The sequence below is a fragment of the Microbacterium sp. CFBP 13617 genome (assembly GCF_014839445.1).
Classification (GTDB): domain Bacteria; phylum Actinomycetota; class Actinomycetes; order Actinomycetales; family Microbacteriaceae; genus Microbacterium.
The window spans coordinates 299,733-320,394 of sequence record NZ_JACYNW010000002.1; the positions used below are offsets into that span (position 1 = coordinate 299,733).

Consider the following 20,662-nt stretch of genomic DNA (forward strand, 5'->3'; position numbering starts at 1 on the left):
CATCATGGCATTCACCAACGACGAGGTTCTCGCCGGCCTTGCCGAGCTCATCACCGACGAGACCGGTATCTCGGCCGACGAGGTCGCCCTCGAGAAGTCGTTCACCGATGACCTCGACATCGACTCCATCTCGATGATGACGATCGTCGTCAACGCCGAGGAGAAGTTCGGCGTCACCATCCCCGACGACGAGGTCAAGAACCTCAAGACCGTCGGCGACGCTGTCACGTTCATCACGTCGAACCAGTCCTGACTCTCCCGGTGGGGGCTTCGGCCCCCACCGGTCATGTCTTTCCGGTCGGACCAAGGATCCTTCACCCATGAGCACATCCCGCATCGTCGTCACCGGCATCGGTGCCACCTCGCCCATCGGCGGTACCGCCCCCGAGAGCTGGTCGGCGCTGCTCGCCGGCACCTCCGGCGCGCGCACCCTCGAGCACGAATGGGTCGAGAAGTACAACCTGCCCGTCACCTTCGCCGCCGAGGCGCTCGTGCGACCCGAGACGGTTCTGGATCGTCCCGTCGCCAAGCGTCTCGACCCCTCGGCGCAGCTGGCCATGGTCGCCGCCAAAGAGGCCTGGGAAGACGCGGGCTCGCCCGACGTCGACCCCGATCGCCTCGGCGTCGACTTCGCCACCGGCATCGGCGGCGTGTGGACGCTGCTCGACGCCTGGGACGTGCTGCGTGAGAAGGGCCCGCGTCGCGTCATGCCGATGACGGTGCCGATGCTCATGCCGAACGCGGCCGCCGGCAACCTCTCGCTGCACTTCAACGCCCGGGCGTTCGCGCGCACCGTGGCCTCGGCGTGCGCCTCGAGCACCGAGTCGATCGTGAACGCCGTGCAGCACATCCGCGACGGTCTGGCCGACGTCGTGATCGCGGGCGGAAGCGAGTCGGCGATCCACCCGATCACCATCGCCTCGTTCGCGTCGATGCAGGCGCTGTCGAAGCGCAACGACTCCCCCGAGACGGCCTCGCGTCCGGCGAGCATCGACCGTGACGGTTTCGTCATGGGCGAGGGCGCGGGCGTGCTGATCCTCGAGACCGAGGAGCACGCCCTGGCCCGCGGCGCCAAGATCTACGCCTCGATCGTGGGAGGCGGCGTCACCGCCGACTCGTACCACATCACCGCCAACGACCCCGAGGGCACGGGAGCCGCCCGCGCGGTGCGCCTGGCGCTCGAGATGGCGGGGGCATCGGCAGACGATGTCACGCACATCAACGCGCACGCCACCTCGACCCCCGTGGGCGACCCGAACGAATACAAGGCCCTCCACACGGTGTTCGGCGACCGGATCGACGAGATCCCCGTGTCGGCGACGAAGGCCTCGACGGGTCACCTGCTGGGTGGCACGGGAGCGCTCGAGGCCATCTTCACGGTGCTCGCGCTGAAGAACCGCGTTGCGCCTCCGACCATCAACCTCACCGAGCAGGACCCCGACGTGCCCTTCGCGCTCTCGGGTGCGCCGGTCGAGCTGGGCTCCGGCGACCAGCTCGCTATCAGCAACTCGTTCGGCTTCGGCGGTCACAACGCCGTCGTCGCGATCGCCTCGGTCTGACGCACGAAGAACGCCCCCGGCATCCCGAATCAAATCGGGACGCCGGGGGCGTTCTGCCTTTGTCGGGCGAGGGATACGCGGTCTCGATGCCGGGTGCGATCACCGGCCTCCGGTAGTGGCGCCTCCCCCGCCCGACGTCTTCACCCCACCTTGTGCAGCCAGACGATCTGCTGGTCGTCGCTGGCGTGGCGGAAAGGTTCGAGCTCTTCGTCCCAGGCGGAGCCGAGCGCGATGTCGAGTTCGCGCTGCAGCTCGAAGGCGTCGCCGCCGGCGACGTCCATCGCGTAGCGCACGCGGTCCTCGCCGATCACGACGTTGCCCGCAGCGTCCGTCTGCGCGTAGTGGATGCCGAGACCAGGCGTGTGCATCCAGCGGCCGCCGTCGCTGCGGGGGGTGGGATCTTCGCTCACCTCGAAGCGCAGGTGCTCCCACCCGCGGATGGCACTGGCCAGGGCGGCGCCGGATCCGACCGGGCCCTCCCAGTAGAACTCCGCGCGGCGGCTGCCCGTCAGCACGGGCTGTTCGGCCCAGTCGAAGTTGACGGCGCGGCCGAGAGCGCGTCCGACCGCCCACTCGAGGTGGGGGCACAACGCGCGGGGCGCGGAGTGGATCAGAATCACTCCGCGCGAAGACGTGATCGCCATGGTCTCTCCTTCGTCAGGTACGTCTTCCCCTACGACCTGTGATGGAGTGCCGGCGATTGTTCGGTTGTCCGGCCATTATCGCCCGTTCATAACGAAATCACAACACTGTGATTTCGATGGAGATGGTGAGGTCGTTCGGCCTGCTCCGCGCGGCGTCAGGGTCGCCGCAGATCAGCCGAACCAGAGGGCCCAGTACAGGGCGAAGTTGCGGTTGCCGTAGGCCGAGCACCCGTCGCCCGTCCCCCAGCGTGCCGCGAGAGCCGCGGCGTTGGGTTGGTAGGGCGTGTAGTTGTACAACGCCGCGGTGGCCTCGTTGGTGATCGTCACGTCGGAGCCGCCGCACGCGGCATCGGGCGAGTAGGCGATGTAGTGCGTGCCGGGTTGCCGCATGAAGTCGGAGGCGCTGTACGACTTCAGGTCGGTCGCGCCCTGGGCCACCTGGGCGGCGAAACCTTCGGCGCCCGTATCGCATGCGGCGTCGTCGGGGCAGCGAGCCCCCATCGCCGCGCCGAGCTCGCGCGGTTCGGGGGCTCGGGCTGTGCGACCGGCGACGAGACTCTGTTCTTTCTGCAGCGTGACCAACAGCACCTTCGCCGAGATGCCGCACGCGCGCTGGATGCGGTAGATGATCTCGGCCGCCGTCAGCTCCCCGCCGTCGTAGCCCTCGCAGACCGTCTCTCCCGTGGCATCCGAGACGATCGGCCCCCGAGGGGGAAGGGTGGTCCGCAGGACCGCGAGGCAGGAGTCGTTGCGACACTCACCCACCTGTGCGTCGAGGAAATCCTGGATCTCGCCGGCGGACAGGGCGTTCGCGTCGTAGAAGTCGGCGTCGCTGATGAGGGTGCCGGGATCGAACGTCGTCAGATCGATGGCCTGGCGGCGCGTCTCGGCGTTCCAGGCCGAGACGAGCCCGGCCAGCGGCACGATCGCCAGCACGACGAGGCCCGCGAGCAGGATGCCGACCACACCGACGATGATGCGCCGGCGACGCAGGACACGTGATGCGGGCCGACGCCGACGAGAAGGGCGAGCGCGGGGGCGTCCGGGGGTCGGGCGGCGGGTCCGCGTGCTGTTCGCCACCCCTCGATCGTGCCCCACCGCGCTGACCGCGCGCTGCACGCCGAGGGGCGTGGCGCGACGATCAGCGCGGGTGAGGTGTCACGAACCGGGCTGGGCCGGAGGCGTGGCGCCGGTGCCGGGCTCGGTGCCCGGGGCCGGAGGGGTGGGAGCGGTGCCGTCGGTCGGGGGCGTGGGACGCTCGCCGGCACCCGGTCCGGAGCCCGGGGTCGGCGGGGTGGGGGCGGAGCCGTCGGTGGGCGGGGTCGGGGCGGTGCCGTCGGTGGGCGGGGTCGGGGCCGTGCCGTCGGCGGGCGGAGTCGGCGCGCCGGGACCACCGGGTCCGCACTCGCCCGGCTTGGCTCCGGGACCCGGGGCCGCGGGGGCCGTGCCGTCGGCGGGAGGCGTGGGGGCCGAACCGTCGGCCGGTGCGGTCGGGGCACCGCTCGGGATCGTGCCCGGGGTGGGCGTGGTCGTGCTCGGCGAGACGCCGTCGGCGCTCGGCGCCGACGTGACCGACGCGACGGGCGTCGTGCCGCCCGACGACGCCAGAGCGGCGGTGCCGCCGGTGAGCCCGGCGGCCACGATGACCGCGCCGGCGATGAGGGCGGGACGCTTCCACGACCGACGAAGCGGCTCGTGCGCGTCGTCCATGCGGGGCAGCGGGAGGGTGGGGTTGTCGTCGTTCATGATCTCTTTCTGCGGCGGTGTCGGTCACCGTCTCGAGTACCAGCCTTCGAGCGGGGACTGAAGCGAACCTGAAGCCGCCGACCGTGCGGTCAACCCAGGCCGTTCGCATAACGGGCATGCAGCGATGGGCCCTAGCGTGGGGCGGATGTCCTCTGCTGCCCGCGTGCTCGTGCTCGACGACGACGAGACCATCCGTGTCGCCGTCGCGACCGCCCTGCGCGCCGACGGATTCGTCGCCGAGGCCGCGCCCGACGGCACCGACCTCGCCGAGCGCCTCGAGGCGTTCCGCCCCGACCTGGTGGTGCTCGACTGGATGATGCCCGGGCCCTCCGGCATCCGGTTGCTTCCGCTCGTGCGCTCCCGCAGCGACGCGGCGGTGATCATGCTCACCGCCCGCGACGAGGTCGACGATCGTCTGCGCGGCTTCGCCGAGGGCGCCGACGACTACGTCGTGAAACCGTTCACCATGGCCGAGCTCATCGCGCGTACGAGCGCCGTGCTCCGTCGCCGCGGTCGTCTGCCGCAGACCATCGAGGTGGCCGACCTCGTGGTGGATCCGGATGCCACGACCGCGCGCCGCGCCGGATCGTCGCTCGATCTGACCGCGACGGAGTTCCGCCTGCTGCGGCTGTTCGCCGAGAGTCGTGGTCGCACGCTGTCGAAGGCGCAGATCCTGACGCAGGTGTGGGGGTACGACGACTACGACCCCAACCTGGTCGAGGTGCACCTGAGCGCGCTGCGCCGCAAGATGGAGGCGCACGGTCCCCGGCTCATCCACACCGTGCGCGGGCTCGGCTACCGCCTGAGCGTGACGCCGTGAGCGACACCCGGCCGCTGCGCGCGGGGTCGCTGCGGCGGCGCACCATCGTCGCGGTCGTCGCCCTCGTGGCGCTGCTGCTCATCGTGCTCTCGGTCGTCGTCGACGTCGCCCTCGGCGCCCGCCTGCGCGGCCAGATCGAGGAGCGCCTGCGCGACCGCGCCGCCGCGGCCGCCTCGCTCGTCGGCACGGTCGACGACGAGGACCTGGCCGAGCGACTGTCGGATCAGGGCCTGTCGGTGCGCATCGACAGCGCGGGCGGCGACTCGGTCGTCGCGGGGCCGAGCCCCGAGCAGCTGCGCGACGGGCCGCCCGGTCCCGGCGGCCCCGGTCCCGCCGAGCGGTCGGTGCCTCTCCCCTCGGTGTCGACCGACGTGAGCGTCGTCGCCTCGGCCGTCACGGGCGACGCCGACCTCGTGACGCTGACTTCCACGCTGAGCGACGGTTCCACACTGAGCCTCACGGCATCCGCCGCCGGGATCGGCGAGACGCTCGTCCAGGTGCGGTGGATCATGGCGATCGCCTCGGTCGGCGTGCTCGTGGTGGCCGCCGGAGCGGTGACCCTCGTCGTGCGTCGCACGCTGCAGCCCCTGGACCGGGTGTCGGAGGTGGCCCGCTCGATCGGGGCCGGTGAACGCGGGCGACGCCTGCACCCCACGCGATCCGACACGGAGATCGGTCGGGTCGCGACGGCACTCGACGACATGCTCGACGACGTCACGGGCGCCGAGCAATCCGCGCGCGAGGCCGAGGCCCGCTTGCGCGTGTTCCTCTCGGATGCCGCACACGAGCTGCGGACGCCGGTCGCCGGCATCCGCGCCGCCGCCGACACGCTGGTGCGGGCCGATCTCGACGGACCCGAGCGCGAGATGCTCGCCGCGCACGTCGCCCGCGAGGCCCAGCGCGCCTCCCGTCTGGTCGACGACCTGCTCACGATGGCCCGGGTGGATCAAGGGCTCGAGTTGACGCGGAGTTCGGTCGATCTGCGGACGATCGTGGCGGCCGAGGTCGAACGCGCCCAGCTCGTGCACCCGTCGCTGCAGGTGTCGTCGGTGGTTCCGGATGCCGCCGTGCCGGTGCGCATCGACGCGGGGCGCATCGCGCAGGTGCTGTCGAACCTGGTCGAGAACGCCGCGCGCGCGACGAACGGGCGCGGCACGGTCGTCGTCGAGGCCGCGGTGACGGGCGGCGCCGCCACCGTCGCCGTCAGCGACGACGGTCCGGGCGTGCCGGCGGAGGAGCGGGAGCGCATCTTCGACCGTCTCGTGCGCCTGGACGCCGCGCGCTCGCCCTCGGGCGGCGTGGGCCTCGGCCTGCCCATCGCGCGCGGGATCGCCCGAGCGCACGGCGGTGACGTGCGAAACGTTGCCCGTGATTCAGGGGCGCGTTTCGAGCTGACGCTGCCGGTCTCGGACTGACCGGGCGCCGTCGCGACCGACCGCACCGGCGGACGCGATGACCACCGGTGCGAAGCGGGTCAGCGTCCGGCGCGCACCCCCGCGGGTTGACGGGTCGCGATCGGCAGTGGGGCGATGCCCGCCGCGGTGAGCGTGAGCCCATCGGCGCCGCTGGCGTCGTGCATCATCTGGTCGACGAGTTCGCGGTCGATGGCGGGTTCGCGTCCCCCGTAGAACTGCATGACGAGCGCGTTGGAGGCGTGGATCCAGAGGCTGGCCTGCCGAACGCCCTCGTTCACCGGCAGCTGGAGCATGAAGCCCTCGTTGCGGCGGAGCTTGTTCATCACGACGATGCGGAGATGGGCGAGGATGCGGTCGTCGATATCGAACGACGCGCGGTCACGGTAGATGAGGCGTCCCACGGCGGGTCCATTTCTGGCGCGACGAAGCGCACCTGTTGAGCAAGGGCGGGACCACGCCGGGAAGCGAGGCAATGCGGGACCTCTATTCTGCCACCCGGATCGAGGTCGGGGCGCGTTCGAGCGAGAGCATGCTCGGGTCGGGCGTGTCGTGTCAGAACTCGCTCTTGACACGCGCGCCACCCTTGTTAGATGGTTACTTAGTCAAGTAGGTAACCAACAGACGGAGGTCGCATGATCGACGACGGCCGAGCGCTGTTCCTCCAGATCGCCGAGAGCGTCGAGGACGCGATCGTCGACGGTTCGCTGGCCGAAGAGAGCCGTGCGCCCTCGACCAACGAACTGGCGGCGTTCCACCGCATCAACCCCGCCACCGCAGCGAAAGGAATCACCATGCTCGTCGACAAAGGCGTGCTGCAGAAGCGACGCGGCATCGGCATGTTCGTCGCGGTCGGAGCACGGGAACAGCTCCTGGGCGAGCGCCGCTCGGCATTCGCCGACCGCTTCGTCGAGCCCCTCCTCACCGAGGCCCGCACGCTGGGCCTCGGCCCCGACGATCTCGCCGACCTCATCCGCGAGCGCGCGGCGCTCGGCTCCTCCCCCGCCCACACCAACGAAGGGATCGCCCGATGACCGCTGTGATCGAGGTCGCCGGCCTCCACAAGCGCTACCGTGACGCCGCCGCCCTGGACGACGTGTCGTTCCGCATCGAGAAAGATGCCATCTACGGCCTGCTGGGGCGTAACGGCGCCGGCAAGACCACCCTGATGTCGATCCTGACCGCGCAGAACTTCGCCACCGAGGGGAGCGTGCGCGTGTTCGGCGAGGACCCGTACGAAAACCCGCGGGTGCTGTCGCGGATGTGCTTCGTGCGCGAGAGCCAGAAGTATCCCGATGATGCCAAGCCCGCCCACGCCTTCGCTGCCGCGAAGATCTTCTTCCCGAACTGGGACGACGACCTCGCCGCCGATCTCATCCGGCAGTTCCAGATCCCCGTGACTCGAACGATCAAGAAGCTCTCGCGTGGTCAGCTCTCGGCCGTGGGGGTCGTCATCGGGTTGGCATCGCGCGCCGAGATCACCTTTTTCGACGAGCCGTACCTCGGACTCGACGCGGTGGCCCGTCAGATCTTCTACGACCGTCTGCTCGAGGACTATTCCTCCCACCCGCGCACGATCATCCTCTCGAGCCACCTCATCGACGAGGTCGCCAACCTGCTCGAACGCGTCATCGTGCTCGACGGGGGCCGTGTGGTGATGGACGAAGACACCGATGCCGTGCGGGAGCGGGCCGCGACCGTCGTCGGAGACGCCGCCGCCGTCGACGCCTTCTGCGTGGGCCGTGAGGTGCTGCACCGGGAAGCGCTCGGAGGCGTCGCCTCGGTCACGATCCTGGGCGCCCTGACCCCGGGCGACCGGCGCGCCCTCGCCGAGGCGCGGCTCGAGGTCTCGCCCGTCTCGCTGCAGGAGTTCATCGTCCGCGCGACCCCGCACGCGGCGAGCGCGTCGGCCGCCATCCTTCCGGAAGGAGCGCTGCGATGAACCGCGCGCTGAACGTCGTCCGTCTTCAGCTCATCAACCGTCAGACCTTTGTCTGGATCCCCCTGATCATCCTGTTCGGCTCCCTCGCGATCAGCCTGCTGCTCTACGGCATCATCCAGTCAGCAGGAGTACGCGGAGTGATGATCAGCGGCGGGGTGCAGGCGCCCCTGTGGTACTTCGGCGTCATCGGCGCCCAGTCGCTGACGCGGACGTTCCCGTTCTCGCAGGCGATGAGCGTCACCCGTCGCGACTTCTTCGCCGGCACCCTCCTGACCGCTGCGCTGACGGCGGCACTGCTGTCGGTGGTCTTCGTCCTCGGCGGCATGATCGAGCGGGCGACCAACGGCTACGGGATGAACGGATGGTTCTTCTACATCCCGTGGGTGTGGGAGGCCGGTCCGCTCGCCGCGGGGGTCGTCTACTTCGCCCTGGCGATGTTCTTCTTCGTCATCGGCTTCTGGGCCGCCACCGTGTTCAAGCGCTTCGGCGGCCTGGTGACCACGGTCACCCTGGTCGGCGTCGGCCTGCTCCTCGTGCTCGTGGTGTGGCTGATCACGGTGACGCGGTCGTGGCAGGGGGTCGCCGACATCGTTCTCACGCTCGGCGCCCTCGGCCTCGCGGTCTGCGGGATCGTGCTCACCGCGGTGCTCGCAACATCGTCGTTCGCGACGTTGCGTCGCGCCGTCCCCTGACCCGGATGCGAAGGGGCCGGACCGTCTCGGCGGTCCGGCCCCTTCGCGTTCCCGCGCGGGCAGCGAGCCCCGGCGGCGAGGCGAATCCCCAGCTACGTGGGAGTGGCCTCGGTAGCATCGAAGGGATCTGCGATCACCCGACCCACGAGAGAGACAACCCCGTGAGCCCTCACCGCACCTCCACCGACCAGGAGGGCCGATCTTCGAGCCCCCTCTTTTCGAGAGGGGGTGAGATCTGATGCTGGCTGCGGCCTTGACGCTCCTGGTGGGCGTCATCGTGACTCTGGCGATCATCGTGGCGTGCGGCTTCTTCGTCGCGCAGGAGTTCGCGTACATGTCGGTCGACCGCTCGCGCATGGCGGCGTTGGCCGAGAAGGGCGACGCCCAGGCGAAGCGCGTCCTCGCCATCACCAAGCGCACGTCGTTCATGTTGTCGGGCGCGCAGCTCGGCATCACCGTCACCGGTCTGCTGATCGGCTACGTCGCCGAACCGCTCATCGGTGAATCTCTCGGGACGCTGCTCGGCGGGATCGGGATCGATCCGGCCGTCTCGGTGCTGATCGGCACCGTCGGTGCCCTGTTGCTCGCCACGATCGTGACCATGATCTTCGGTGAGCTGTACCCGAAGAATCTCGCCATCGCCGACCCCGAGCCGCTGGCGCGCGCCCTCGCCGTGCCGACGCGCATCTATCTCCTGCTGTTCGGCTGGTTGATCTCGGTCTTCGACCTCGCGGCCAACGCCCTGTTGCGGGTGCTGCGGATCGAGCCGCTCGAAGACGTCGACGAGAGCGCGACCGCGCGCGACCTCGAGGCCATCATCGAAGAGTCGCGCGCGAGCGGTGACCTGCCCGACGATCTGTCGATGATCATCGACCGCATCCTCGACTTTCCGCACCGCGACGTCGAGCACGCGATGATCCCGCGTTCCCAGATCGATTCGGTCACCCCCGAGACCACCGTGGGCGAGGTGCGCGCCCTGATGGCCACCGGCCACACCCGCTACCCCGTCATCGGTGACGAGGACTCCCCCGTCGGCGTCGTCGAACTCATCGACGTGCTGCGCGAGAACCCGTCGGACGAGACCCCCGTGGCCGCCGTCATGCGCGCCGCGGTCGTGCTGCCCACCTCGATGCCGCTCCCCGTCGCGTTGGATCGCATGCGCCAGACGCGCAACGAGCTGGCGTGCGTGGTCGACGAGTACGGCAACTTCGACGGCATCCTGACCATCGAGGACCTGACCGAAGAGGTCATCGGCGAACTCTCCGACGAACACGACGTCGAGGTCGCCGAGGCCGCCTCGGTCGGCGACGACGCGTGGAGCGTTCCCGGCGACCTGCACCTCGACGAGCTCGAGCGACTCATCGGCCACGACCTGACCGAGGGCGACGTCGAGACGGTCGCCGGTCTCGTCATCGAGACGCACGGCGACCTTCCGGCCGTCGGCGCCATCGTGCGCGTGGATCTGCCCGAGCGTGCGTCCGAGACGGTGCAGGGTCTCGACATCGAGCGCTGGCTCGCCATCGAGGTCATCGAGGTCGACCGGCACGTGCCCTCGCAGCTGAAGGTCGATCTGCACGAGGTGGACCGCGATGCCGAGCCCGCCGACGACGTCGTCGCGATCGACGGGGAGGTGGCCCGATGAACGGCTGGACCGTCGCTCTCATCACCACCGCGCTCATCGTCGCGAGTGCGTTCTTCGTGATCGTCGAGTTCGCGCTGCTCGCCGCTCGACGTCACCGGCTCGAAGAAGAGGCAGCGACCAGCGTCTCGGCGCGCGCCGCCCTGCGCGGCGTCAACGAGCTGACCGTCATGCTCGCCTTCGCGCAGATGGGCATCACCGCCTGCACGTTCCTGCTCGGCGCGATCACCAAGCCGGCCATCGACTACGCCCTGGCACCGGTTTTCGAGCAGTGGGGGCTTCCTCCCGTTCTGTCCGGGGTCATCGCGTTCATGCTGGCGCTGATCGTGGTGACGTTCCTCCACCTCGTGATCGGCGAGATGGCGCCGAAGTCGTGGGCGATCGCCCACCCGGAGACGGCGGCGAAGGCCACCGGCATCCTGGCCCGCGCCCTCACCTGGCCGCTGCGCCCGTTCCTGCTGTGGATCAATCACATCGCCAACCGCCTGGTGAAGGCCTCGGGCGTGGAGCCCGTCGACAAGGCCGCCGCCGGTGGGCAGGATGCCGACACGATCCGCGAACTCGTCGCCCACTCGCGTCGGGCGGGCACGCTCGAGAAGCAGTACTCCGAGCCGATCGCGCAGGCGATCGCGCTGGGGACGCTGACGGTCGGCGACATCGTGCGCACCGATCGCACGCCGACGTCGGTCGCCGCGGATGCGACGGTCGCCGACATCCAGGCGGTCGCCGCCTCGTCGACGCACCTGCGCATCCTCGTCGGGGCGGGTGCGACCTCGCGCGTCGCCCACGTGCGCGACACGCTCACCGTCGACCCGACGACCCCGGCGCTCGAGATCGCGCGCGAGCCCCTGGTGCTGGAGCCGTCGGCGTCGGCGTACGACGCTCTGGCGCGCATGCGGCGCGGGCGCGTGCAGTTGGCGACGGTCGTCGACGGTGAGCGGTTGATCGGGGTGGTCACCCTCGACGACCTTTTGCGCGAGATCCTGCCCGGCGCGGGGGAACTCGTTCCGCTCGCACGGTAGGTGGTGCGGGTCCCGCGTCGCGTTCGACGGAGGGGGACCCGCGGCGGCACTCGTGGTTGGGGGCTGGCTCGCGTGCGATCATTTCTCATGTCGAACCCGCCCGAGCGCCTTCCTGCCGCGCCGACCCGTCAGCCCGACCTCGACGACGACTTTCGCGCCGGGCTGAGCGCGGAACGATGGATCGCGAGCTATCTGCCGCAGTGGACGACCGCCGAGAGGGCGCGAGCGCACTATGAGGTCGTTGCCGACGGAGTCGCGTTGCGGATCGACGCCGACCAGCCCGACTGGCGCCTCGAAGATGCACCGCTTCGCGTCTCGAACCTGCAGACCGGTGTCTATGCCGGGCCGCTCGGTTCCGCACTCGGGACGCATCGCCACCGGCCCGACCTGCGTGTCCGCACCGAGACACCGCCACGGCTGCTGTTCGCACCCTCTCGCGGGCGAGTCGAGATCACCGTCTCGGCGACCCGAGACGCCGACTGCATGGTCGCGGCGTGGCTCGTCGGAACCGAGCACAGATCCCCGACGGAGTCCGGCGAGATCTGCATCTTCGAGATCGACTCCGACGCCATCGGAGAAACCACCGTGGCGCGCACCGGCGTCAAGGCGCACCACGACCCTCACCTCACGACCGACGTCGCCGAGGTCGCGATCCCCGTGAACGCATCGACACCTCACACGTGGACGGTGATCTGGGGCGAGGGCGAAACCGTGATCGGGTGCGAGGGCCTCGTCCTGCGGAGGATCGCACAGGCCCCCGACTATCCGCTGTTCCTCATGATCGACCTCTTCGAGATCGGACCCCGCGGCGGCAGCTATCCCAAGTCAGCGACGATCCACCGGGTTCGCGCATGGGACGGCGACGATCGAGGACGACCGTCCTCTCCTGGAGGTCGTTCGGCAGCCCACGTGACGGTGTGAGGGCAGAGGAAACGCCCTCCGATCACGCGCGGCCTGACGGAGGGCGAACGTAGGGCGGGTGGGACTTGAACCCTGTTCACGGGTGCGGAACGGCGCGAAAACCGCGGAAATACGCCCCATCGGGGCTCGTCAGAGCACATCGGAAAACGACGGTGGACGGTGAGCGTGTGGGCAAAATGTGGGCAGGTCAGCTCGCGTGCCGACGGCTTGTTTCAGCCCGACCGGCATCCCGTCGACGGCGGAGACGCCGCACCAGCATGGGCTTGGCCTCGAGTGCCTCGGCTGTGTCGATTGACCGGTGCAGGAGCTGGAAGTACCGCCGCGGGCGGGGCGTTGAATCGCGCGCGGATGGCGATGTCTTTCCGGCTCGACCAGCGTGGCCGATGCTCCTCGAAGTCGAGCAGCTCGATCGTGTCGATGCTCGTCATGATGACCATGATGCTCGGGGGTTCCGACATCGGCGCTTCTCTCCCGCGCGTGAGTGTTCCGCCGCCGATTGCGTGCCCGCTCTGCGGGACGATAATCGCGGCAACCTGGTGCCACGCGTGCCGGGTCGACGTAATCCCCGTGTCGGTGGGGTGGCGTAGCCTCCCCGGCATGGCACGACCTCTCGACCCCGCCACGCTGCTCGGGATCCATATCGGTGCGATCTGCTCTCGCAACCGGTACTCGGCTGACACCGCGCCCGTCATCGCCGAGCTGCTCGCGACCGCTGGGCCGCGGACGGACATTCTCGCGATGGAAACGGGCCGGTGGGCCGGGTACTACGACGACGTGCACACGAGAACCCTCGTCGCGGCGATCGTGGCGGACATCCCGGGCGCCGCGTCGTGGATCGCTGATGGTGCGCGGAGGCGTGACGCTCCCCCGCACGGGACGACAGGGTTCGGGCCCGCGTACGTGCCGCCGACGCCGAGGTGATCCTGCGGGTGAAGTCTGCCGCCGACGGGCCAGACTTCGTGGGGCGTGGTCGTAGCGTGACGGGCATGAGCCGACTCCGCCGCCGTCACACTTCCCGCATTCTCGACGTGCCCGTCGCGACCCTCCGCGCGTGGGCGGATGCGGGGGTGGGCCCGCAGCCTGACCGCCGCGGCCGCTACGACCCCGACGAGGTGGATGCGTGGGCCGGGGAGATGTCTGCCGCCCTACCTACTATGGACCCATGCTGATCGGAACCATCCGCCCCGTCGAAACCCGCACCCTTGAAGAGCAAGCCTTCTAAACCTGGGCTTTCGTATGAGCACTGTCACCTGCCCCTTCTGCCTGAGACCGATGGGCGGCAAAGACCGTTCGAGTGAGCACATCATCCCGCGCTGGGTGCACAAACTACCCGGCATTGTCGCGTCCTATCGCCTGCCTGCGAATAGCGGACGTTCATGGATGGTCTGGGACCACACTTTCGTGCGCTCGCAGCAAGGCGACTCGGTGGCGCATCTTCCGGCAATGCGACCAGCAATACGGAAACCGCTTCACGCGCACAATCTGACAATCCCCGTTTGCCGCGCATGCAACAACGGCTGGATGTCTCAACTCGAGGATTCCGCCCGGCCACACCTCATCCCGCTCATCGAAGGGCAGACAGACGAACTCACCGCGGCGGCGTCTACCGACGTCATGCGGTGGGCCGCGAAGACTGCCGTGGCCTTTCAGCAGACAGACCCTCCGGGCGCCACAATGCTCTCCGCGCAGCTTCGAGACCTCGTGCACGGACGGCTTCCGCGGTGGGTATCCGTCGCCATCGCCCGGTGCGATGACCCTGGCGAAGCGATCATGATTCACGCCCCAATGGCGGTGAAACTCAGCAACCCGGTTGGGGAGAGCGACACGATCGTCGGTGGCCGCACGATCATAAGCGTCGGCGAGGTGGCGCTATTTGTTCGCCAGTACGACAGGCCACGCGAATTTCTCGAGGACCAATTCGCCGTGTATCCCGAGCCGGATCCGCCCCCTCCATGGCGACGGGTCATGGCCGGACAGGCAACAACTCTGTGTCCCAATCCGATTAGCTACGACACCTCGATAGCAATGGTCCGGCCGAAGCCGAACGGACCACCGGTGTTCTGGTAACCGCGCTCAATACGCCGTGTCGGCTCTGTCATACTGCTCCCAGCATCGTCCGACAACAGGGGGCAACGACGTGCGCATCTACGGTCTGGACGCCATCCGCATCATCTGCGCAGCGGTAGTCGCACTCGGTCACTTTCGCATGGAGTTCGCGCAGAACCTTGCTCCGGTGATCGGCCCCCAGGGCGCGCGGCTCGTCGAGGTCGCTCTCGGCAACTCGTTCAACGGACCCGCCGCCGTCATCGTCTTCTTCGTGCTCAGCGGCTTCGTCATCCACCTGCCCTACAGCACCGGCCGCCCGTTCCACTGGGCCGAGTTCGCGGCGCGCCGATACACCCGCATCATCCCGCCCGTGCTCGTCTTCATGATCGTCGCTTTCGCGGTCGGCCGTCCGCTCTCGGACTGGGACTGGAACAACACCGTCCTCTGGAGCGTCATCTGCGAGCTCATCTACTACACGATGTACCCGGCGCTGCGCCGGCTGCCGGTCTCGTTCCTGACACAATGCTTGATCTCGTTTGCCCTGCCTATCGGCATCGCCGTCCTGGGATGGAGCACCATCGCCGCACACGGGGCCGACTACAACGCCTTCGGCTACGCGACCTTCCTCCTCGGTCTTCCTGCATGGCTCGCCGGGTGTGCGATCGCCGATCACCGCCTGCGATTCCCAGCGCTGAGCCCCGCCGCGATGTGGAGCATGCGAATCGGCATCATCTTGCTGTCGATAGCCTTCCGCGTCGTCAAGTTCCACGGTGAGCCCTACGTCGGGGTCGGAGCCTCCAACGTGTGGCTGCTCACCGCGTTCGCCGTTCCGGCCGCTATCTGGCTAGGCTTCGAGGCCCGGTACTACGAGGACCGCTCCAACCCGATCCTGCGGAGGCTGGAGCGGGCAGGGATGGCGAGCTACTCGCTGTACCTCGTTCACCCGCTGATCTTGTCTGGTCTCGCGGGAATCATTGCGCTCGGCGATATGTCGTCGTTCCTCTTGTACATCGTCGCGGCGGCGATCGGCACGGTCGCGTTCTACTTCGCGGTGGAGCGGCCAAGCCACCACCTCGCTCGACGGTTCGGCGGTCGGCTTCGCGCCCACCGCGAGTCCCGCTCCGCTGTACCGACACGCTGAAAGCCCCCGTCAGCACGCCCCCACCGAATTGGGGAGCGCGCCGACGGGGGCTCAAGTGTTCGACTTTCAGGGTGTGCCGTAGAACGCCTTCACGTTAGCCTCACCGGTAATGCGCTGGGTGTCGGTCAGAGCCGACGACCACGTGATGACCTCGCCGATCTGGCCTCCGAAGAAGATGCCCGGTGTGCCCTGGATGGATCCTCCGACGCTCGCGCGATCGACGCTCACGGCACCACTTCGGACGTAGGACGACTGCGCGCCTACAAGCGCCCCATCGACGCGCAGAGAGATGGACGACCCGGTGTCGACCATGCTGCCTGCGTGGAGTGTCGCGTTGTCGTGACCCGCTCCGGTGATGCTGGAGAGGTTCACCGACGTCTCCGTGCGGGTCTGCTGCCCCAGGGCTCCCGTGCTGGTCGCGTACTCGAGCAGGTAACGGGAAGCGCTATTGGCGGCACCGCCCTCCGCCACGATCGCTCCAGTGCTGGTGCTGGTGCCCTTCGCGACAGTGAGCGAGGTGGCAGCCCCGGCGGCGTAGAGGCCCACCCCGGTTGTCGAGAACAGGATGTCGTCGGTGCCGTCGAACGTCATCGAGGGTTTACCGTTCACGGTCAGGACGGACCCGCCGCTGACGAGGGTGGGCTGCGCCGCGGTCGTCGCCTGCGTGAGGTGACGACCGTTGCCGGACTGGTCGTACAGCGTGTCAACGTATCCGGATCCCGAACCGACGAACGCGAGCAGCGCCGCGGTATCGAGGACACCGTTCCCGTCGAACCCGATGTCCGACGTCGTGCTGTCGCTCGAGCGTCGGACCTTGACCGCCGCCCCCGTGTAGGCGGAGCGGAGCTTGCGGCTGACCGAGAGCGCACGGAACGCCGACACACCCACGTCGTTCAGGAGCGGCGCAATGTTCGCGGTGGCCGTCGGGCCACCCTGAATGGCCGCGGCGGACGCTCGCGCGTTGCGGGCGGTGACGCGGTAGTCGTACGACGTCGACGGCGACAGACCGATGATGGTCGAATTCGTCGATGTGACCGTGCCAGACGTCAGCCACGTCGAGCTCGACGTCTGTTTGTACTCGACGAGGTAGCTGGTCGCCTCCGAGTGGGTGGCGTCCGTCGCCGGGGCGTTCCACGAGATCGGCAGCGCCGACCCCGACGCGACGCCGGCGCTAACGCCGGTGACCGGGTTGGGGGCGTATGCCATCGTCAGCGTGGACGAGGCGGTTGCCGAGCTCGTGCCTTGACCGTTGACGGTGGAGACGCGCGCGCGCACCGCCTGGCCCGAGGACAGGCCGGTAATCGTCTGCGACAGGGCCACCGAGACGTCGTGGTCGAAGGTCGTCCAGTCCCCGCTACCGATGCGGTACTCCACGAAGTAGTCGATCGCGCGACCCTGAGCCGCGCTCCAGGACACGATGACACTGGACCCCGACTGCCGCAGGGTCACGGTCGCTGGTGCAACGGGCGCGACTCCAGAGACGTTCTTGAGGGCCGCGAGATACGCGCGGTGAAGGTTGCCACCGATGGTGCGCTGGGCGGTGGCCGAGTAGTGGATGAGGTCCGTCGGCCCGTTGCTGTTGCCCGAGCCGAGGCCGTAGGCGAACGCAGAGCGCACGACGCGGCGCGGAGTATCGATGAGCGCAGCGTTGATCTGGGACGGGTATCCAGCGGCAGCCGACGCGACGCCCTCAGCGATCCACTCGGCGGTCATACCGCCCGCGACGAAGGGAAGGTCCGGAACGTCGAGGTCCGATCGGAGCGTGGCGATCATGTCGTCGAGCGCGGCGGAGTACTGCGCCTTTGTGAGGACGGATCCGGTGGTGCTATCCGCCTCGCCCTGCACCCAGAGGGCGGCCACAATGCGGGCACCGGAACCGGCGGCATCGAGGGCCGCACGTGCCTGGGCCACGGCGTTCTGGTACAGGTTGACGCCGGATCCGTTCGGGCGCCAGGTGCCGCCGCCGGCTACGCCTGGGACTCGCTGGTTTGCTCCCGGGGATGCGGAGACGGTCTGGAAACCGGTGTCACCGTGCGCGACAGGAACGAACAGGACGCTCCGGTTCACAGGCACCGCGGCGAGGTAGCGGCGCGCGAACGCGAGCGCGGGGCCGACGCCGCTGCTTGACTCGTGGTGTGCGAGGGGCTCGGAGGCCAGCGCGATGCGGTTGGCGTACCCGCCCGAGTTTCCGAAACTCCGGATGCGGCGGTCCTGGACGTCGAGGTTGGGGTCGGCGGGGTTTCCGCGGCCGGCCATGTTCGACTGACCCATGAGGAGGATGATGTCGAACCCGATGTCGTCGGGGTTGGCGACAGCCTTGGTGAGCGCGGCGCGCGCTGCGGTGCCCGGCGTCTCAAGACGGGATGCGATGACGCCGTCCGTGACGCTCGTCGCGTCGGCGATGTCGTCGGCGAGGTCTTCGAGGCGCTGAATGGTGGCGGCGTCGGGCGTGACCCAGGGCAGCTCGGTCCACAGCGAGCTGCCGTCTCCGACCTTCATGCGGCGGCGGGTGGTGTCGATCCCGATCTCGCCGCTACGGAGAGGGACATTCGAGTCAGCCCACTGCGACGACGTGCCGCGCTTGTGCTGGATGGGGCCAACGACATCGGCCATAGCGGAGCCTCCTGGTCTTTCGGAGCGTCAGCGGGGCGTGTGACGCCGCGCGACGGTGGGTGAGAGGTAGATGGTGGCGAGGAAGACGGCGGCCCCCGCGAGGGAGGCCGCCGTCACGAGGAACCGGGTCACTCGTTGTGCGCGCCGGGGTCGCGGTAGCGCGCCGTGTGGGGGTCGACCGCGGCCTGGTACTGCTCGCGGGTCGACAGGCTCGGGTCGGGCAGGGATCGGTCGGTGGCGCGTTCGACGGCCTTCGCGGTGCCGCGGGTGACGAGGGCGTACGACGCGGCGACGAGCACGACGGCGAGCAGCATGAACACCCAGATGTTGCCGATGGGTTCGCCAGTGATGTTCTGGTAGAACATGACGACGATCGCGGCGAGGACGACGGCGACGAGGATCGAGACGAGCTTCTTCTGCCACGGCTTCCGCACGAACGGCAGGACGCCATTGAGCGCGCCGATCGCGTACGGGGCGAAGAACGCGAGCAGGGTGAGGATGCCGGCGGGAGCGGCGGGGATTGCAATGTCCATGAGGGTGTCCTTCCGGGACGAGAAAGACCCCGGCGGATGCCAGGGTCAGGGCTTGTCGCGGCTCGGCCGCGGCGGGTAGGGATCGAGGTCCCCAGGGTCTGTGCAGGGGGCGTCGATGTAGCGGCGCCGCACGAGGGAGACGTGCTCCTCGAGGATGCGAGTCCACCGCTCCCACCAGCCGACCTCTGCCAGCGCATCGTCTCGCTCTGTGCGTGCCTTGTCGCGCTCGGCGATGGCCGCGTCGACCTCGGCGCGGCGCTGCTGCAGGTGCCCCTTCCGCGCGTCGCGGATCCAGTCGAGGATCTTCACGAGCAGACCACCGGAGGTCAGCGCGATGACGAGCTTCACGGTGTCTTCGATGGTCACGGCGGGGTCACCTCCGAGGCTCGAAGCTGTACCGCCGGATGATGATCCACCGGACGAAGAACAGCCCGGCGCCCATCAGGATCCACCCCATCTGTGTCAGGCGGGATCCTGACTGGGCGATGTGCAGGGACAGCACGACGATGAAGTAGATGCCGGCGCCGAGCCAGATCATGACGATCGACAGGCGTTCGGCGAACCACCATCCGGGGAAGACGGTGAGCATGCCGCCGAAGCCGCCCATGATCACGAATGCCGCCCACAGAGCGGTCGTCGACGCGCCGAGCGCGCCCTCGATGGACTGTGGCGGGCGGATGAGCGTCGCGAGCCCGGTCAGCAGCGCCAGTCCGTAGAACACGAAGTAGGTCGCTTTGAGGTGACGGGGCTCGGTAATCGACTCCCATGCCCGCTGGACGCGAGCACGCACGCTCAGGCGTCCGTGACGAGCGTGAGCGCCGCCACCGCATTCCGCGCGCCGTCCTCGTCGCCCGAGCGAACAGCGGCGCCAACGGCGTCGGTCAGCGTCTTGAACTGCGCCGAGGTGAGCACGAGGGGCGCGGACTTGATGCCCTCGACGAGGCTGTCGACGGACGCGCTGTCGAGCTTGAGGATCTTGCTCAGCTCGGCCTCGGCGTGGAACTCGTTGCGGCCGTCCGGGACGAGGCCACCCAGCAGCTGGTTCGTGAGGAAGTCGAACTCCGCTCGCTGCATGGCTCGGATGGGGGTGGCCTGCGACAGCTTCTGCGCCTCGACGAGGGTCGCGTAGGCGGGGCTGGGGACGGCCCACCAGCGACCGGACGGGCCGATCCAGACCCAGCCGCCGGCGCCGTTCTCGTCGACGAGGGCATAGAGCTTGAGCGGGCGGAGGAAGCTCAGCTCTCGCATCTGGTCCGCGTGCCGGTTGGCGGCGTCCTGCTTGGCGTTGTCGTCGTACATGTCGTCCTCCTCGGACTGGGTTCCGGCCGGAGTCCCGGCGGGGTTGTTGCGGTGGTTGTCGAGGTGCGCGAAGTACTCAAGGTGCCAACGCTCGGCGAGCTTGCCGTTGCGGTAGACCGTCCAGTACCAGCCGTTGTCGTTCCAGATGCGCATCTGCGCATCGGAGGTGTCGTCGGTGTCGACGGCGTAGCCGAAGCAGTGGACAGACTTGTCGCCCGGCAGCGCGATCGGTGCCCACGGGCCGCCGTTGAGGAAGCTGATGTAGTTCCGGTAGTTCTCATCGGCATCGGCCGGCGAGCGCCATGCCTCGTTGATATCGGCGGCGCGCCCGAAGGCAGAGCGCATCGCGACGTCGACGCGGGCGAGCGAGGCGGCGGCGTCGCGTGCGAGACGCCCGCGGCCGTGGCCGATGTCGACGGCGTTGCCCCAGGCGAGCACCATCAGGCACCCCCGGTGATGTCGACCTCGACGAGCTCGCCCGCGTCACCGAGCGCGACGTAGACGGTGGTGCCGTCCGTGCGGGTCGTGAGGATGCGCGGGGCCCCGGTGTCGCGGAGGGTTTCGAGCAGGGTGGGGTCGGTGTAGTCGTTCGGATCAGCCATGCGAGGCGTTCCTTCCATGACGAAGCCCCCG

25 protein-coding genes are annotated in these 20,662 nt (G+C 69.0%); 14 read left to right on the forward strand and 11 right to left on the reverse strand.

Annotation, left to right across the window (positions count from 1 at the left end; all coding sequences use genetic code 11):
- The first annotated feature begins 4 nt into the window (after positions 1-4).
- Positions 5-253: an acyl carrier protein gene (locus IFU40_RS05920; protein WP_022880558.1), complete on the forward strand. Its 249-nt coding sequence runs from the start codon at positions 5-7 to the stop codon at positions 251-253.
- A gap of 67 nt (positions 254-320) precedes the next feature.
- Positions 321-1,559, forward strand: a complete 1,239-nt coding sequence (locus IFU40_RS05925; protein ID WP_055837117.1) for a beta-ketoacyl-[acyl-carrier-protein] synthase family protein — start codon at positions 321-323, stop codon at positions 1,557-1,559.
- A gap of 140 nt (positions 1,560-1,699) precedes the next feature.
- Here the strand turns inward: IFU40_RS05925 and IFU40_RS05930 are convergent, their stop codons facing one another.
- The 3 genes from IFU40_RS05930 to IFU40_RS05940 all read right to left on the reverse strand — a co-directional run bounded on the left by IFU40_RS05930 (position 1,700) and on the right by IFU40_RS05940 (position 3,949).
- The gene (locus tag IFU40_RS05930) at positions 1,700-2,203 is read right to left on the reverse strand and encodes a DUF3145 domain-containing protein (protein WP_191915060.1); all 504 of its coding nucleotides are present in this window, start codon (positions 2,201-2,203) and stop codon (positions 1,700-1,702) included.
- A 171-nt stretch (positions 2,204-2,374) separates the two neighbouring features.
- Positions 2,375-3,169 carry a hemagglutinin gene (locus tag IFU40_RS05935; protein WP_191925712.1) on the reverse strand — a complete coding sequence of 265 codons (795 nt, stop codon included), beginning with the start codon at positions 3,167-3,169 and terminating at the stop codon, positions 2,375-2,377.
- A 192-nt stretch (positions 3,170-3,361) separates the two neighbouring features.
- Positions 3,362-3,949: a hypothetical protein gene (locus IFU40_RS05940; protein ID WP_191925713.1), complete on the reverse strand. Its 588-nt coding sequence runs from the start codon at positions 3,947-3,949 to the stop codon at positions 3,362-3,364.
- 145 nt (positions 3,950-4,094) lie between these two features.
- On the opposite strand from IFU40_RS05940, the gene IFU40_RS05945 reads away from it, so the two are divergent.
- The gene (locus IFU40_RS05945) at positions 4,095-4,769 is read left to right on the forward strand and encodes a response regulator transcription factor (RefSeq protein ID WP_191925714.1); all 675 of its coding nucleotides are present in this window, start codon (positions 4,095-4,097) and stop codon (positions 4,767-4,769) included.
- Positions 4,766-6,184, forward strand: a complete 1,419-nt coding sequence (locus IFU40_RS05950) for an ATP-binding protein (protein ID WP_191925715.1) — start codon at positions 4,766-4,768, stop codon at positions 6,182-6,184. Before IFU40_RS05945 ends, IFU40_RS05950 begins: the two co-directional genes overlap by 4 nt.
- Positions 6,185-6,243: 59 nt before the next feature.
- Here the strand turns inward: IFU40_RS05950 and IFU40_RS05955 are convergent, their stop codons facing one another.
- Positions 6,244-6,585: a DUF7882 family protein gene (locus IFU40_RS05955; RefSeq protein ID WP_070407949.1), complete on the reverse strand. Its 342-nt coding sequence runs from the start codon at positions 6,583-6,585 to the stop codon at positions 6,244-6,246.
- Positions 6,586-6,816: 231 nt separating this feature from the next.
- Between IFU40_RS05955 and IFU40_RS05960 the strand changes: the two genes are divergently transcribed.
- From IFU40_RS05960 to IFU40_RS05985, 6 genes are all read left to right on the forward strand, one after another.
- On the forward strand, positions 6,817-7,215 hold the full coding sequence (locus IFU40_RS05960) for a GntR family transcriptional regulator (RefSeq protein WP_055837101.1): 399 nt from the start codon (positions 6,817-6,819) through the stop codon (positions 7,213-7,215).
- Entirely contained in the window at positions 7,212-8,123 is a 912-nt protein-coding gene (locus IFU40_RS05965) for an ATP-binding cassette domain-containing protein (RefSeq protein WP_191925716.1), read from the forward strand. Before IFU40_RS05960 ends, IFU40_RS05965 begins: the two co-directional genes overlap by 4 nt.
- Positions 8,120-8,815 (forward strand): hypothetical protein, encoded by a 696-nt coding sequence (locus IFU40_RS05970; RefSeq protein WP_191925717.1) that lies wholly within the window; start codon positions 8,120-8,122, stop codon positions 8,813-8,815. The genes IFU40_RS05965 and IFU40_RS05970 overlap by 4 nt, the downstream gene beginning before the upstream one ends.
- A 238-nt stretch (positions 8,816-9,053) precedes the next feature.
- A complete protein-coding gene (locus IFU40_RS05975; RefSeq protein WP_191925718.1) occupies positions 9,054-10,457 on the forward strand; it encodes a hemolysin family protein in 1,404 nt (467 codons plus the stop codon).
- Entirely contained in the window at positions 10,454-11,476 is a 1,023-nt protein-coding gene (locus tag IFU40_RS05980; protein ID WP_191925719.1) for a CNNM domain-containing protein, read from the forward strand. The genes IFU40_RS05975 and IFU40_RS05980 overlap by 4 nt, the downstream gene beginning before the upstream one ends.
- Before the next feature lie 87 nt (positions 11,477-11,563).
- Positions 11,564-12,397, forward strand: a complete 834-nt coding sequence (locus IFU40_RS05985) for a hypothetical protein (protein ID WP_191925720.1) — start codon at positions 11,564-11,566, stop codon at positions 12,395-12,397.
- A 187-nt stretch (positions 12,398-12,584) separates the two neighbouring features.
- Here IFU40_RS05985 and IFU40_RS17295 read toward each other — a convergent pair whose 3' ends face one another.
- Positions 12,585-12,782 (reverse strand): DUF3263 domain-containing protein, encoded by a 198-nt coding sequence (locus IFU40_RS17295; RefSeq protein WP_446724822.1) that lies wholly within the window; start codon positions 12,780-12,782, stop codon positions 12,585-12,587.
- Here IFU40_RS17295 and IFU40_RS05995 point away from each other — a divergent pair.
- The 4 genes from IFU40_RS05995 to IFU40_RS06010 all read left to right on the forward strand — a co-directional run bounded on the left by IFU40_RS05995 (position 12,746) and on the right by IFU40_RS06010 (position 15,584).
- Positions 12,746-13,318 (forward strand): hypothetical protein, encoded by a 573-nt coding sequence (locus IFU40_RS05995; RefSeq protein WP_191926062.1) that lies wholly within the window; start codon positions 12,746-12,748, stop codon positions 13,316-13,318. The genes IFU40_RS17295 and IFU40_RS05995 overlap by 37 nt on opposite strands.
- 65 nt (positions 13,319-13,383) lie before the next feature.
- Positions 13,384-13,566 carry a DNA-binding protein gene (locus tag IFU40_RS06000; protein WP_191925721.1) on the forward strand — a complete coding sequence of 61 codons (183 nt, stop codon included), beginning with the start codon at positions 13,384-13,386 and terminating at the stop codon, positions 13,564-13,566.
- 67 nt (positions 13,567-13,633) lie between these two features.
- Positions 13,634-14,464, forward strand: coding sequence for a hypothetical protein (locus IFU40_RS06005; protein WP_191925722.1), 831 nt, complete (start codon positions 13,634-13,636; stop codon positions 14,462-14,464).
- A 70-nt stretch (positions 14,465-14,534) separates the two neighbouring features.
- Positions 14,535-15,584, forward strand: coding sequence for an acyltransferase family protein (locus IFU40_RS06010; RefSeq protein ID WP_191925723.1), 1,050 nt, complete (start codon positions 14,535-14,537; stop codon positions 15,582-15,584).
- 66 nt (positions 15,585-15,650) lie between these two features.
- On the opposite strand, the gene IFU40_RS06015 is transcribed toward IFU40_RS06010, so the two are convergent.
- The 6 genes from IFU40_RS06015 to IFU40_RS06040 form a co-directional block, all read right to left on the reverse strand.
- Entirely contained in the window at positions 15,651-18,197 is a 2,547-nt protein-coding gene (locus IFU40_RS06015) for a sialate O-acetylesterase (protein ID WP_191925724.1), read from the reverse strand.
- Positions 18,198-18,325: 128 nt separating this feature from the next.
- Positions 18,326-18,730 carry a hypothetical protein gene (locus IFU40_RS06020; protein WP_191925725.1) on the reverse strand — a complete coding sequence of 135 codons (405 nt, stop codon included), beginning with the start codon at positions 18,728-18,730 and terminating at the stop codon, positions 18,326-18,328.
- Positions 18,731-18,775: 45 nt separating this feature from the next.
- Entirely contained in the window at positions 18,776-19,096 is a 321-nt protein-coding gene (locus tag IFU40_RS06025; protein WP_191925726.1) for a hypothetical protein, read from the reverse strand.
- A 7-nt stretch (positions 19,097-19,103) separates the two neighbouring features.
- The gene (locus IFU40_RS06030) at positions 19,104-19,520 is read right to left on the reverse strand and encodes a hypothetical protein (protein ID WP_191925727.1); all 417 of its coding nucleotides are present in this window, start codon (positions 19,518-19,520) and stop codon (positions 19,104-19,106) included.
- Positions 19,521-19,522: 2 nt separating this feature from the next.
- Positions 19,523-20,470 carry a hypothetical protein gene (locus tag IFU40_RS06035; RefSeq protein WP_191925728.1) on the reverse strand — a complete coding sequence of 316 codons (948 nt, stop codon included), beginning with the start codon at positions 20,468-20,470 and terminating at the stop codon, positions 19,523-19,525.
- Positions 20,470-20,631 carry a hypothetical protein gene (locus IFU40_RS06040; RefSeq protein WP_191925729.1) on the reverse strand — a complete coding sequence of 54 codons (162 nt, stop codon included), beginning with the start codon at positions 20,629-20,631 and terminating at the stop codon, positions 20,470-20,472. The genes IFU40_RS06035 and IFU40_RS06040 overlap by 1 nt, the downstream gene beginning before the upstream one ends.
- Positions 20,632-20,662: the final 31 nt, after the last annotated feature.

Excerpts from the sequence above, each read along its gene's own strand:
- IFU40_RS06005 (WP_191925722.1), top strand. The coding sequence starts at position 13,634 with ATGAGCACTGTCACCTGCCCCTTCTGCCTGAGACCGATGGGCGGCAAA.
- IFU40_RS05960 (WP_055837101.1), top strand. The coding sequence starts at position 6,817 with ATGATCGACGACGGCCGAGCGCTGTTCCTCCAGATCGCCGAGAGCGTC.
- IFU40_RS05995 (WP_191926062.1), top strand. The coding sequence starts at position 12,746 with ATGGCGATGTCTTTCCGGCTCGACCAGCGTGGCCGATGCTCCTCGAAG.
- IFU40_RS05975 (WP_191925718.1), top strand. The coding sequence starts at position 9,054 with ATGCTGGCTGCGGCCTTGACGCTCCTGGTGGGCGTCATCGTGACTCTG.
- IFU40_RS06000 (WP_191925721.1), top strand. The coding sequence starts at position 13,384 with ATGAGCCGACTCCGCCGCCGTCACACTTCCCGCATTCTCGACGTGCCC.
- IFU40_RS06035 (WP_191925728.1), bottom strand. The coding sequence starts at position 20,470 with ATGGTGCTCGCCTGGGGCAACGCCGTCGACATCGGCCACGGCCGCGGG.
- IFU40_RS05970 (WP_191925717.1), top strand. The coding sequence starts at position 8,120 with ATGAACCGCGCGCTGAACGTCGTCCGTCTTCAGCTCATCAACCGTCAG.
- IFU40_RS06015 (WP_191925724.1), bottom strand. The coding sequence starts at position 18,197 with ATGGCCGATGTCGTTGGCCCCATCCAGCACAAGCGCGGCACGTCGTCG.
- IFU40_RS05930 (WP_191915060.1), bottom strand. The coding sequence starts at position 2,203 with ATGGCGATCACGTCTTCGCGCGGAGTGATTCTGATCCACTCCGCGCCC.
- IFU40_RS06020 (WP_191925725.1), bottom strand. The coding sequence starts at position 18,730 with ATGGACATTGCAATCCCCGCCGCTCCCGCCGGCATCCTCACCCTGCTC.
- IFU40_RS05945 (WP_191925714.1), top strand. The coding sequence starts at position 4,095 with ATGTCCTCTGCTGCCCGCGTGCTCGTGCTCGACGACGACGAGACCATC.
- IFU40_RS05925 (WP_055837117.1), top strand. The coding sequence starts at position 321 with ATGAGCACATCCCGCATCGTCGTCACCGGCATCGGTGCCACCTCGCCC.
- IFU40_RS05920 (WP_022880558.1), top strand. The coding sequence starts at position 5 with ATGGCATTCACCAACGACGAGGTTCTCGCCGGCCTTGCCGAGCTCATC.
- IFU40_RS05965 (WP_191925716.1), top strand. The coding sequence starts at position 7,212 with ATGACCGCTGTGATCGAGGTCGCCGGCCTCCACAAGCGCTACCGTGAC.
- IFU40_RS05940 (WP_191925713.1), bottom strand. The coding sequence starts at position 3,949 with ATGAACGACGACAACCCCACCCTCCCGCTGCCCCGCATGGACGACGCG.
- IFU40_RS05985 (WP_191925720.1), top strand. The coding sequence starts at position 11,564 with ATGTCGAACCCGCCCGAGCGCCTTCCTGCCGCGCCGACCCGTCAGCCC.
- IFU40_RS06040 (WP_191925729.1), bottom strand. The coding sequence starts at position 20,631 with ATGGCTGATCCGAACGACTACACCGACCCCACCCTGCTCGAAACCCTC.
- IFU40_RS05980 (WP_191925719.1), top strand. The coding sequence starts at position 10,454 with ATGAACGGCTGGACCGTCGCTCTCATCACCACCGCGCTCATCGTCGCG.